General features: G+C 34.8%; 11 protein-coding genes. 8 read left to right on the forward strand and 3 right to left on the reverse strand.

Annotated elements, in window-relative coordinates; genetic code table 11:
• Positions 1 to 275 precede the first annotated feature (275 nt).
• The 3 genes from GTR01_RS03070 to GTR01_RS03080 form a co-directional block, all read right to left on the reverse strand.
• The gene (locus GTR01_RS03070; protein WP_160136388.1) at positions 276 to 1,934 is read right to left on the reverse strand and encodes a ribonucleoside-diphosphate reductase subunit alpha; all 1,659 of its coding nucleotides are present in this window, start codon (positions 1,932 to 1,934) and stop codon (positions 276 to 278) included.
• Positions 1,935 to 1,990: 56 nt separating this feature from the next.
• The gene (locus GTR01_RS03075) at positions 1,991 to 2,281 is read right to left on the reverse strand and encodes a hypothetical protein (RefSeq protein ID WP_160136389.1); all 291 of its coding nucleotides are present in this window, start codon (positions 2,279 to 2,281) and stop codon (positions 1,991 to 1,993) included.
• Positions 2,282 to 2,385: 104 nt separating this feature from the next.
• Positions 2,386 to 3,360, reverse strand: coding sequence for a ribonucleotide-diphosphate reductase subunit beta (locus GTR01_RS03080; RefSeq protein WP_160136390.1), 975 nt, complete (start codon positions 3,358 to 3,360; stop codon positions 2,386 to 2,388).
• A 424-nt stretch (positions 3,361 to 3,784) separates the two neighbouring features.
• Between GTR01_RS03080 and GTR01_RS03085 the strand changes: the two genes are divergently transcribed.
• The 8 genes from GTR01_RS03085 (at position 3,785) to GTR01_RS03120 (ending at position 13,013) form a co-directional block, all read left to right on the forward strand.
• Positions 3,785 to 4,474: an ABC transporter ATP-binding protein gene (locus GTR01_RS03085; protein WP_160136391.1), complete on the forward strand. Its 690-nt coding sequence runs from the start codon at positions 3,785 to 3,787 to the stop codon at positions 4,472 to 4,474.
• 99 nt (positions 4,475 to 4,573) lie between these two features.
• Complete coding sequence (locus tag GTR01_RS03090) at positions 4,574 to 4,930, forward strand: four helix bundle protein (protein WP_034699058.1); 357 nt, start codon at positions 4,574 to 4,576, stop codon at positions 4,928 to 4,930.
• Between the two features lie 129 nt (positions 4,931 to 5,059).
• A complete protein-coding gene (locus tag GTR01_RS03095; RefSeq protein WP_160136392.1) occupies positions 5,060 to 6,292 on the forward strand; it encodes an ABC transporter permease in 1,233 nt (410 codons plus the stop codon).
• Between the two features lie 93 nt (positions 6,293 to 6,385).
• Positions 6,386 to 7,657 (forward strand): ABC transporter permease, encoded by a 1,272-nt coding sequence (locus GTR01_RS03100; RefSeq protein WP_160136393.1) that lies wholly within the window; start codon positions 6,386 to 6,388, stop codon positions 7,655 to 7,657.
• A 100-nt stretch (positions 7,658 to 7,757) separates the two neighbouring features.
• Positions 7,758 to 8,969: an efflux RND transporter periplasmic adaptor subunit gene (locus tag GTR01_RS03105; protein ID WP_185155086.1), complete on the forward strand. Its 1,212-nt coding sequence runs from the start codon at positions 7,758 to 7,760 to the stop codon at positions 8,967 to 8,969.
• Positions 8,970 to 9,171: 202 nt separating this feature from the next.
• On the forward strand, positions 9,172 to 10,689 hold the full coding sequence (locus GTR01_RS03110) for a glycosyltransferase family 39 protein (protein WP_160136394.1): 1,518 nt from the start codon (positions 9,172 to 9,174) through the stop codon (positions 10,687 to 10,689).
• Positions 10,690 to 10,917: 228 nt separating this feature from the next.
• Positions 10,918 to 11,955, forward strand: coding sequence for a cytochrome-c peroxidase (locus GTR01_RS03115; protein WP_160136395.1), 1,038 nt, complete (start codon positions 10,918 to 10,920; stop codon positions 11,953 to 11,955).
• 152 nt (positions 11,956 to 12,107) lie between these two features.
• On the forward strand, positions 12,108 to 13,013 hold the full coding sequence (locus GTR01_RS03120) for an NAD(P)/FAD-dependent oxidoreductase (RefSeq protein ID WP_160136396.1): 906 nt from the start codon (positions 12,108 to 12,110) through the stop codon (positions 13,011 to 13,013).
• Positions 13,014 to 13,044: the final 31 nt, after the last annotated feature.

Below are 13,044 nucleotides of genomic sequence, written 5' to 3' on the forward strand. Positions count from 1 at the left end.
TACTTTTTATATTACTCAATATACTTCTTTTTCAAAGGCCCGGATTTTCTTTCCGGGTCTTTTTTTGTGAGTAATGATAAATGATTGGAGATATTGGCCAGTCCATTAGGTAATTGTTTATTCACTTCAATAGGAACGGGCTTTAGCCCGTTTTATAAATAAATAATATTTCCAATGGCTTTTAGCCAAAACTTATTTAGGAAGAAGATGATTATCAATAAAAAAGCACACCTAAAAAGGTGTGCTCCACTATATAATGTGTTTATTATTTGATCTTATGCTTCACAGCTTGAACAAGATACAAAGTTCACCATCATTTCTTTTGAAACAGAAGAACTTCTTTGGTAGTAAAGAGTTTTTACACCTTTTTTCCAAGCTTCGATATACAGATAATTTACATCTTTCACAGGCATTGTAGAAGGAATCTGAAGATTCAGTGATTGTGCCTGGTCAATATATTGTTGTCTTTGTGCAGCCTGAGAAATAATCTCCATTGGAGAGATCTCTTTGAATGTTTTGAATACTGCCTTTTCATCAGGAGTAAGCTCATTCAGGTGTTGTACAGATCCATGGTTCAACATGATGGTTCTCCATGTTTCCTCGTTGTCTAACCCTTTTTCTTTCAATAGCTTTGCAAGATATTTGTTCTTACGCATAAAGTTTCCTTTAGCAAGACCTGCTTTGTAATAGTTAGAAGAGAAAGGCTCAATTCCAGGAGAAGTTTGTCCCAAGATGGCAGAACTTGAAGTGGTAGGAGCAATAGCCATTGTAGTGGTATTTCTTAATCCATATCCTTTCAATACTTCCGGCTCTCCGTAGATGTTAGCTAACTCTCTTGAAGCCTGTTCAGCCTGTTCTTTGATATGTCTGAACGCTCTTGCATTGAACTGAGTCGCTTCAAAGCTTTCAAACGGAATCATGTTTTTCTGTAGGTAAGAGTGGTATCCTAAAACGCCTAGTCCAAGTGCTCTGTGACGCATTGCGAAATTTCTTGCTCCTTGTAAGTAGTAGTTTCCTTCAGTTTTATCGATGAATTCAGATAATACAGCATCAAGGAAGTAAACGGCTAATTTAACAGCATCTGTATCTTTCCACTCATCATATAATTCAAGGTTCATAGAAGACAGACAGCAGATGAATGATTCTTCCATCGTGGAAGGAAGCATGATCTCAGAACAAAGGTTACTTGCGTTTACCGTCATTCCAAGGTCTTTATATACCTGTGGCTTATTTCTGTTTACGTTATCGGTGAAGAAAATATAAGGAAGACCTTTTTGCTGGCGGCTTTCCAATACTCTTGCCCAAACTTTACGTTTGTCCATATCCCCATCAATCATATCCTGCATCCAGTAATCTGGTACACATACTCCGGTGAATAGGTTTTGAATCGGGCTACCAATATCTTTAATGGATAAAAATTCTTCAATATCTCCGTGGTCAATGTCTAAGTAAGCCGCGAAAGCTCCTCTTCTTACGCCTCCTTGAGATACAACATCCATTGCTGTATCAAAAAGTTTCATGAAAGATACTGCTCCGGAAGATTTTCCGTTATCGGTTACCGCTGTACCTCTGTTTCTAAGTTCTCCAAAATATCCTGAAGTTCCCCCTCCGATTTTTGTCTGCATGATTACCTCACCCATTTTATGAGTAATTCCTTCAATGCTGTCCGGAATGTGAGCGTTGAAACAAGAAATAGGAAGACCTCTCTCTGTTCCCATATTAGCCCATACAGGAGAAGAGAAACTGATCCATCCTTTGGTAATCATTTCTTTGAAAGCTGGCTGAAGTTCTGGTTTGTATAACCTTTTTGCAGCAGCAGTGGTAATTCTGTCGATAGCTCCGTCTACCGTTTCACCTTTCAACAGATATCCTCTGTTTAGCATTTGCTCAGACTCTTCATTGAGCCACCATATATTTGAATTTTGCTCTTCCATAGATGTTATATTTTCGAATTCCGGAATGAGATTGTCACTCCGGAATTTCGTTTTTTTTATATTATTGATTGTAAAAATTCTACTTTATGAGAGTCGTTCAGTCCACTTTCATCTCTCAATTTTTGAAATTCCTTAAAAGATGGAACATTCAAAACTTCATGCTGAACTTCTTCATTAATGTAGTTTGAATAATGTAGAAAAGTAACGCCATCCTCCTTTACAAAGACCTTATATTCAAATGTTGATTGATCCAAATTTTTGAAATCATTCAGGAACTTTTCAATGTTGGTCTTATTTGTAGGAACAAATTCAGGTTTTACGGTATAGCTTACAATTACATTAATCATAGTTTGTATTTGTGTTTATCTTGATTTAAAAGCTTATGATCCTTTCGGAAAATAAATGTGCTAATACTATCTGCTTTGACGCTCGCTTCGCTCGCGCCCTTACATTAGAACAAATCGTTCGCTGTAATACTCTTATCGTGTTTCGTGTAATCTACAGGTCTTTTTGCAAAGAAATCATCTAATGAATTGGCGAAAACTTCCTCTTCGAACCATACCATTGGTCTGTATTGTTCCGGAGTGATGTTGTATCTTGTTTTCATGTTGATTTTCTTCAAGCTGTCATCTACACGGTATTTCATGAAGTTCAATAGATCTTCTTTAGATACGTTATCAATTTCTCCTAATTCGAAGATCCATGTAAGGATATCACCTTCTTTTTCGATAGACTCGTCTACAAGAGTATAGATATCTTCAATATCACTTTCAGTTAAAAGATCTGGTTGTTCTTCACGGATTTTGTTGATCAGGTAAATTCCTGCATTAGCGTGAATTTGCTCATCTACTGAAGTCCATGCGATAATGTTAGATACATTTTTCATGAACCCTTTGAATCTTGTGAAAGAAAGGATGATGGCAAATTGAGAGAAAAGAGATACGTTTTCTACTAAGATACTGAATAACAATAGTGCAGAAACATATTCTTTTGGAGTAGCTGAGTTGGCATGCTTTAAAGCATTTCCAAGGAACTCAATTCTACCTTTTACAGCAGGAATTTCAATAACATTAAGGAATTCGTCATTATATCCTAATACCTCTAATAAACGGGAATATGCTTCAGAATGACGGAACTCACATTCTGCGAAAGTAGATCCTAATCCATTGAATTCCGGTTTCGGAAGGTGGTTGTATAAATTCCCCCAGAATGTCTTTACAGACACCTCGATCTGTGCAATGGCTAAAAGCGCATTTTTCACAGCATGCTTTTCATGTGGTTCCAACTGCGAATGAAAATCTTGTACATCTGCAGTAAAGTCCACTTCCGAATGTACCCAGAACGATTTATTGATGGCTTCTACGAATTGTAGAACCTCTGGGTATTCAAATGGCTTATAGCTTACTCTCTTATCAAAAATTCCCATATTAAAATATCTTTATAATTAAATAATTCAGATCTCTGTGGATAATGTTCAGAAGATGTGTAACTTTTTGTTTTTGTGGTGATTGTGAATTGAAGTTGTTCACAAGAAAAGCTTTCTTTTCTGATCAGAATCTATTGACAAAGTTCGAAAAAAAGAACTGATTTTGAAAGAGGTAAATACTAATAGGTTGACTTTTAGCTGTAAAAGTTTTCCACATTTACATGAAACTGGCTCGAATAATAGGCTAGAAGGGGATATAGGGGGTAAATACATGGAAAACTTCAGTTACGGTTAAACAAAATTTTATAAACTATTATAAATAAAGGTTTAATGCATTAAACAAAAAAATATTTGAATAAATTATCATTCTTGTAACAATTTGAAAATATCATCTACTTATTGGGTATAAAACATACATCACTTAATGTTAGTAATTCAGGATTTACATAAGTCATACGATACAGGGAAAAGCAAGCTTCATGTTTTGAAGGGGATCAATCTGAATATTTCAGAAGGAGAGTTTGTTTCAATTATGGGGAGTTCCGGTTCCGGAAAATCTACCCTTCTTAATATTATTGGTATTCTGGACGAAAAAGATTCCGGAATCTATGAATTGGACGGGGTTCCTATTGAGCATTTATCAGAAGTAAAAGCTGCAGAATACAGGAGTAAGTTTTTAGGGTTTATTTTTCAGTCCTTTAATCTTATCAGTTACAAGACTGCTTTAGAAAATGTAGCTCTTCCTTTATATTATCAGAATGTACCCAGAAAAGAACGAAATCAGAAAGCTTTAGAATATCTTGAAAAAGTAGGACTGGCACAATGGGCTAATCACCTTCCTAATGAACTTTCTGGAGGGCAGAAACAAAGAGTCGCGATTGCGAGAGCTCTGATTACAGATCCTAAAGTGGTATTGGCAGATGAGCCTACTGGAGCATTAGATTCAAAAACAACTCACGATATTATGAAACTTCTTCAGGATATTAACAATGAAGGAAAAACAATTATTGTGGTAACCCACGAACCTGATGTGGCTGCACAAACCAAAAGGAATGTCGTGCTGAAGGATGGAGTCATTGAAAGTGATGAGTTTATTAAGCAGATTGTATTATAGGTGAATAGTGAATGGTCAATTTTGCTTCGCAAGTGAATTCTATGATGAGGAAGATAAATAATTTATAACACACACAGATGAATATGAAAAAAAATAAAAATGTTTTTAAATCTGAACCATTATAAACTTGATGTTTATCAGTCAGCCAGAGAATTAAGAATAGAATGTTATAAGATTTTATCTAAAATTCCTGATCATGAAAAGTTTAATATAATCGACCAGATACGAAGAGCTTCTACTTCAGTGGTATTAAATATTACCGAAGGATGTTCAAGAAAATCTGAACTGGAAAGGAAAAGGTATTTTGAAATTGCCAGAGGTTCGGTTATTGAGTTGGATTCTTGTTTTGATATCGTTATAGAATGTAATTATATTAAAATAGAGGAATTATCAAAAATTGGAAATTTAATAAAAACAGCATTTATCTTGTTAAGTAAAATGTTGAAAAAAGATTAGAAATGTGAAAATGAATTTTGCTTCGTAGTTAAAGTTTTGTGAAGAATAAATTGACAACAAAGTTAATTGACTTCGAAGAAAATTGACAGCGCAGCTCATTGACTTTTTACATCGTAAAAAATAAAAACTATGTTTGACCTAGATCGTTGGCAGGAAATATTCAGTTCTATCCGTAGTAATGTACTTCGGACGGTACTTTCAGGTTTTACAGTGGCTTTAGGACTGTTTATTTTTATCGTACTTTTTGGAATAGGAAAAGGACTTCAGAATGCTTTCTCAGAAGGATTTGCTGGTGATGCTAAAAACCTGATTACTATTTATACAGGAAAGACAACCCTAGCTTATAAAGGATTACAGTCCGATAGAACTGTAAGTATGAATAATGACGACTACGATTTTCTTGTGAATACAGATAAAGAAAAAGTAGGCGCAGCCAGCCCAAGATATGCCACCAACTTAATGGTGAAATATGGTAAGGAAAGTGGACTGTATCAGGTTCATGGAGCTGAACCGGGAGAGCAGGTTATTGAAAACAGAAGGCTTGTTGAGGGACGTTACATCAATTCTTTTGACTTGTCGAGAAAACAGAATGTAGCCGTTATCGGAAGAATGGTTCAGAGAGATCTTATTAAGAATGGAAGTTCTATAGGTAAAGAACTGGATATTAATGGAACCATGTTTAAAGTTGTAGGAGTATTTTCAGATGACGGGGGAGACAGAGATGAAAGACATATTACAGTGCCTATTTCAACTCTGCAGCAGATGAAAAAAGGCTCTGATACCGTGAACACAATTTATATTGCCTATAACGATAAAATGCTTACCCCTGATGCGGCGATTAAATATGGAGACGAGCTAAGAGATAAATTAAAAGTGAGAAAAAAAGTTTCTCCTGATGATGAAAATGGAGTTCGTGTTTGGAATAATGCCAAAAATATGAATGATACTTTCGTTTTTATGGCAGTTCTTACTGCAATTGTAGGGTTTATTGGATTGGGAACATTATTAGCAGGGATTATCGGGATCAGTAATATTATGGTGTATATCGTAAAAGAAAGAACCAAAGAAATTGGGGTACGAAAAGCCATTGGAGCTAAACCGGCAGGGATTGTTGCTTTAATCGTTCAGGAAAGTGTTGTAATTACTGTGATTTCCGGATTTGTTGGAATTGGAGTGGGAGTTTTAACATTAAGCCTGATTGGAGACAGTCTTGAAGAGTTTTTTATCAAAAGCCCAAGCGTAGGATGGGGGGCTATTTTTATGGCATTTATTGCATTGGTTTTCTCTGGATTAGTAGCAGGATTTGTTCCGGCATACAGAGCCTCGAGAATTAAACCGATTGAAGCATTAAGAACAGAGTAATAATTTGAAAATAGAATGATTTGAAAATGAAGTAATGAAAGCTGTTGGCTTGTTTACTCTTTTACAACCATTAATAACTTATAATTCAGAGAGGTGAATATCATATTTAAAAAAGATACTTGGCAAGAGATTTATTATTCATTGAAAAATAATAAACTTCGTACATTTCTTACCATGATTGGGGTAGGATGGGGCATGTTTTTATATGTGAGCCTTCTTGGGGCAGCAAAAGGGATGGAGAATGGTTTTGATAAATTGTTTTCCGGGTTTGCAACCAATTCCATTTTCATGTGGGCACAGAAGACCTCTATTCCATACGAAGGATTTCCGAAAGGAAGAGAAATTCATTTGAACTTGTCTGATATGGAAATGCTGAAAAAGAAATTGACTGACATTGATTATATATCACCTCAAAATTCAAGAGGAAGTTTCACAGGAGCACCAGGAGAATCCATGGCAAGAAATGGGAAAAATGCCACCTATGGTCTTACTGGGGATTACTCGGTAGGAAATAAAATTTCAGAAAAAAAACTTATTTATGGACGCTACATCAATGATGCAGACGTTGCAGGAAATAAAAATGTTGTGGTCATCGGAGAAGAGATCTATAAGAACCTCTTTGATTCCAAGAAAAAAGAAAATCCAATCGGAAAATCCATTAATATTAAAGGGTTATTCTTTAATGTGATTGGTGTTTTTAGAGTAAAGAAAGGGGGTGGTTTTGAAAACGATCAGAGTGCTTTTATTCCCTTGTCCACTTATACTAAAATGTATAATGCCGGTGAACAAGTTGATTTATTCGCTATTGTCGGAAAGCCTACTGCTAATCTTGCTACTCTGGAAGATCAGATAAAGCAAATTTTAAAAACAAAAAATAAAGTTTCACCTGATGATACCAATGCTTTTGGAAGCGCTAATGTAGCCAAAGAATTTAAAAAGCTAACGGGTTTTCTTACAGGGATGCAGCTTCTGACGATAATTGTAGGAACATTAACTATTCTTGCAGGGGTTATTGCGATTTCAAATATTCTTTTGATTACCGTAAAAGAAAGAACCAAGGAGATAGGAATCCGAAGAGCATTGGGAGCTAAACCGGCAGAAGTAAGAAACCAGATTCTGTTAGAAAGTGTTGTGATCACACTATCATCCGGATTGCTGGGGTTTATGTTTGGAATCTTTGTGCTGATGATTTTAAATATAGCCACTCAAGGACAGGATTCATTTCCTTTCTATAACCCAACGGTAAACTACGGGAATGTATTTGCAGCGATGGCGGTAATGGTGATATTGGGATTAATTATTGGGATGATCCCAGCACAGAGAGCGGTGAAAATTAGACCAATTGAGGCGTTAAGAACAGAATAATAATTTGAAAAATGATATAATTTGAAAATTTGAAAAATAGAAGAAAACGTCTTTTAATTTTTAAATCATTCAATCTTTAAATAAAAAATAAACTATACATATGAAAAAGAAATTCACTTGGAAAAAAGCCATTTATATAGTCTTGGGGCTTTTATTTGCAGTGGCATTGTTCTCCGGGATTGGTTATCTTGTAAAATCAAACTCCAAAGAAAGCGAAGCTTTCCTTACCCGTAAACCTAGTATTCAAAATATGGATGACAAGGTAATGGCCACCGGGAAAATTGTTCCAAAGGAAGAAATTGAAATAAAGCCCAATATTACAGGGATCATTGATAAAATTTTAGTAAAAGAAGGAGATAAAGTAGAAATAGGACAACTGATCGCTACAGTGAGAATTGTACCTAGTATTTCCGAGGTGAATGCTGCACAGCAAGAAGTTCAGAATGCACAGATTCAGATTAGCAATGCCCAGATGAATGTAGGAAATATGCAGAAGCAATTTGATATACAAGACAAACTGTATAAACAAGGAGTAGCTTCTAAGCAGGATTTTTTAAACTCTCAGCAGCAACTTTATTCTCAACAGCAGACTCTTAAAAATGCTCAGCAACAGCTGAATACAGCACAGAAAAGATTACAGATTGCAAAAACCGGAGCAACTCCTGAACTTCAGGGACAAGGGCTGGCAACAACTCAAATTCGTTCAAAAGCTTCAGGAACTGTTCTGGAAGTTCCTGTGAAATTAGGAAGCCAGGTGATTGAAGCGAATAACTTCAATGCCGGAACAACAATTTGCTCCGTAGCAGATTTGAACTCTTTGATCTTCAAAGGAGAGATTGACGAAGCTCAAGCAGGAAAATTAAAGCAGGGAATGGGAATGAATATTGTAATTGGTGCTTTACAAAACAAAACTTTTCCTGGAAAGCTAACGATGATTGCTCCAAAAGGTAAAGATAATGCAGGGACGATCAAATTCCCGGTAGAAGGAAATGTAGAAAACCCTAACAACGAATATATCAGAGCCGGATTCTCAGCTAACGGAGAGATTGTATTAAGCTCTCAAAAAAATGCTTTACTGCTGGATGAATCCTTAGTTCAATATGAAAAGAAACAAGGGAAAGATGTTCCTTTTGTAGAAGTTAAGCAACAAGATGGTAAATTTAAGAAAGTATACCTGAAACTTGGTGCAAGTGACGGAATCAACGTTCAGATTCTTCCAGGATCAAATATCACTAAAGATTCTGAAATTAAAGTTTGGAACCCATCAGATAAAGACAAAGAAGAATTGAAAGAAAAAGCGAAAGCAAAATAATAAACTTACACTATACATTTTAAACAGTTTTAGATCCCGGAGAGATATTCTTCGGGATTTTTTTTGATTATAATTTAGGATGAAATGATTCGTTAAAAATTTAAGTTTGTTTAAAATAATTTGTTTTTTTAGCGATAAAGTATTTTAAGATGTAATAAATCAGAAGCTTAAAATGTCTTATTTTTAGTTTTAAAATATTGCCATGAAGAAAAGTAACCTTATTCTTATTCTTTTTATCATAGTCAAATTTATTCTTCAATACTCATTGATCAGTCCGGAATACGAATTGCAGCGGGATGAATATCTACATTTGGATCAGGGAAACCATCTTGCCTGGGGGTATATTTCCGTTCCTCCTGTCAGTTCATGGATATCTTGGGTGATAGAGGCATTAGGTGGTTCTGTATTTTGGATTAAATTTTTTCCGGCTTTATTCGGAGTATTAACGATAGTCGTTGTATGGAAAGCTATTGAAGAACTAAAAGGCGGCCTTTTTGCTTGCGTTCTTGCATCACTGGGATTGCTGTTTTCCGCATTACTTCGTTTGAATATGCTGTATCAGCCCAATTCACTGGATGTTCTATTGTGGACTTCTTTTTTCTATATTCTGATAAAATACGTCAATACAGAAAAAACAAGCTGGCTTTATTGGGGAGCTGCTATTTTCGGAATCGGTATTTTGAATAAATACAACATTGTCTTTCTTGCATTAGGATTTATTCCTGCGCTGCTAATAACGAAACAAAGAAAAATTTTTACAAATCCACATACTTATGGTGCTGTACTTTTAGTTTTAATAATTATTCTTCCCAATCTTATCTGGCAGTATAATAATAATTTTCCGGTAGTTCATCACATGAAAGAGCTTTCCGAATACCAATTGGTAAATGTCAATAGATTTGATTTTTTGAAATCACAGCTTTTATTTTTTATCGGGGTAACTTTTGTTATTCTGTTTGGGTTTTATGCTTTATTGTTTTATAAGTCTTTTGAAAGAATCAGATTTTTCTTCTGGGGGTATGTTATCACAATATCAGTATTTATGTTTTTTAGAGCAAAAGACTATTATGCGGTAGGTATTTATCCTATTTACATCGGCTTTGGGGCTGTTTACCTTGAGGAAATTTTAAAAAGCGGATGGAAGAGGTTTCTCAAACCTATTTGTATTCTACACCCTATTCTTTTGTTTTTGCCAATATATAATCTGGCATTTCCTAATAAACCTCCGGAATCTATAGTTCAGAATCCGGATTCTTATAAAAAAATTGGACTCTTACGTTGGGAAGATGGGAAAGATCATTCTTTACCTCAGGATTTTGCAGATATGTTAGGTTGGAAAGAATTAGCTCAGAAAGTAGATAAAGAATATTCGAGATTGTCAAAATCCGGAAATACCTTAGTACTTTGTGATAATTATGGGCAGGCAGGAGCTATTAATTTTTATTCAAAAAAAGGAGTAAAGGCCGTGTCATTCAATGCAGATTATATCAATTGGATGGATTTAAGCAAGAAGTATAAAAACCTAGTTAGAGTTAAGGATGCCCAAGAAAATGAACTTCAAAAGACGGGTGCTTTTTTCAATTATTCGATATTGGCGGATTCTGTCACTAACCCATATGCAAGAGGAAGAGGAACCGTTATTTTTAGCTTTGAAGATGCAAAAATTGACATTCGTAAAAGACTTCAGAATGAAATTGATGAAGTGAAAAGCCGAAATTAACGAACATATAGCTATAGTTGAGGCTAATAGGTGTAAGAGGTGTGGAAAAAAAAATGCTTAATCCAGGTTAATTTTTAGAATAGTTTATTCTTGAGGTTTATGATTAATGAATGTTGTTGAGCATGGTACGTTTTATATATTATTTATTTCGGATTTGTTGTATCCTTTAGTTCTGATTTAATATTGTGAATAGGTTTTATTATTTTTAATTTCACCTAAAAACATAATATGAAAAATTTAATTTTAATATTGGGGCTTCTGATATTATTTTCATGCAAGGGAAATAAAGAGAAGACAGAAACCGATATTCCGCTAATCCCTATGTTTACCGAATTGCAAAATAAAGCAAAAGCTATATTTGGTGCTTTACCTGGCTTTGTGGATAATCCAATGAGCCCTATAAGTGACGAAAAAGTGCTATTGGGAAAAGCATTGTATTTTGATCCTATCCTTTCAAAGAATGGAACCCAAAGTTGTAATACGTGCCATAATTTAAACACCTACGGAGTAGATAATAAAGCTTTTTCCCCTGGAGATGCTAAAGGTTCTGTAGGAGTAAGGAATTCACCTTCTACCTTGAATGCAGCGCTTCATACAGCACAATTTTGGGATGGAAGAGCAAAGTCTCTTGAAGAACAAGCCGGAAAGCCTATTCTAAATCCTATAGAAATGGGTATTCCTGATGAAAATTTTGTTATTGAAAGACTTAAGAAAAACGAAAAGTATCAAAAAATGTTTGCCACTGCTTTTCCAAAGGATAAGAGTCCTATCAATTGGGATAATCTTACCACTGCAATTGGAGCATTTGAAAGAAAATTAATCACTCCTTCCCGTTTTGATAAATACATGGAAGGAGATAATAATGCTTTAACGGATAAAGAAAAACTCGGACTTCAAAACTTTATTGATGTGGGATGTATCACTTGTCATACTGGTCCCGCTTTAGGAGGTAATTCTTTTCAAAAATTCGGAGTATATAAAGAATATTGGAAAGAAACTAAAAGTACTAAAATTGATGAAGGTAAGTCGGCTATTAGTAAAAATGAAGCCGAAAAATATATGTTTAAAGTTCCTTCTTTGAGGAATGTTACTAAAACTTCGCCTTACTTTCATGATGGGAGCGTGACAGATTTGAAGGAAGTTATCAGAATAATGGGGAAGATACAATTGGATAAAGAATTAACATCAGAGCAAGTCGATAATATATATGCTTTTTTAGAATCATTAAAAGGGGAAGTTAATCCTGAATTAGCAAAAGCACCCTAATCTTTTGAGCAGATATTTTGTCAAAAAATGATTCCTGAACATCTGAATTCAGGAATCATTTTTTATTTACTAATTAATTAATGCAATAAAGTTGCATTAATTAATTTTTATTGTAATTTTGTATATCAATAAATTAAATCTCGACAGAAGATATGCAAAACAAAAATTTTGATGTTATTATCATAGGAGGGAGTTACTCCGGATTATCTGCAGCAATGGCATTAGGAAGATCTCTAAGAAACGTTTTGGTTGTAGATCATGGAAGACCATGTAATAAACAGACTCCACATTCCCACAACTTTATTACCCATGATGGGAAAACTCCAAAAGAAATTACAGAGTTAGCCAGAAAAGATGTTGAAAAATATAAGACGGTTCAATTTTATGATGGTGAAGTTATAAAAACAGAGAAAAGTGCAGCTGTTTTTCGTGTTGAATTGTCTTCCGGTGACGAGTTTTATGCTAAAAAACTCATCTTGGCTTCCGGAGTGAAAGATGTAATGCCGGATATTCCCGGATTTTCTGAATGCTGGGGGATTTCTGTTATCCATTGCCCCTACTGCCACGGTTATGAAGTAAGAAATGAAATAACAGGAATTTTGACAGACGGTGATTTAGCATTTGAATTTTCAAAGCTAGTCTTTAATTTGACAAAAGAACTCACACTATTTACTAATGGGAAAACAAAACTTACCCATGAGCAAGTTGAAAAATTAAAACAGAATAAAATCAATCTTAATGAAGGAGAGATTGAGAAAATTGAACATGAAAACGGACAGATTCAGAAACTCATCTTTAAAAATGGAAATGCCGTTTCCTTAAAAGCATTATATGCAAAAATACCCTTTGAGCAGAATAGTAATGCTTCAGATGATTTAGGATTTGAACTGACGGAACAAGGGTTTGTTAAAGTAGATTTTATGCAGAAAACATCAGTTCCCGGAGTCTTCGCTTGTGGAGATAATGTAAGCATGATGAGATCCGTAGCTAATGCCGTTGCACAAGGTAATTTAGCAGGTGCATTTGTGAATAAAGAGCTTTCTGAAGAAGAGTTTTAAAGATTTGCCTTACACAATCGGAGGATGTAAA

Source organism: Chryseobacterium sp. c4a, from assembly GCF_009900745.1.
GTDB lineage: Bacteria > Bacteroidota > Bacteroidia > Flavobacteriales > Weeksellaceae > Chryseobacterium.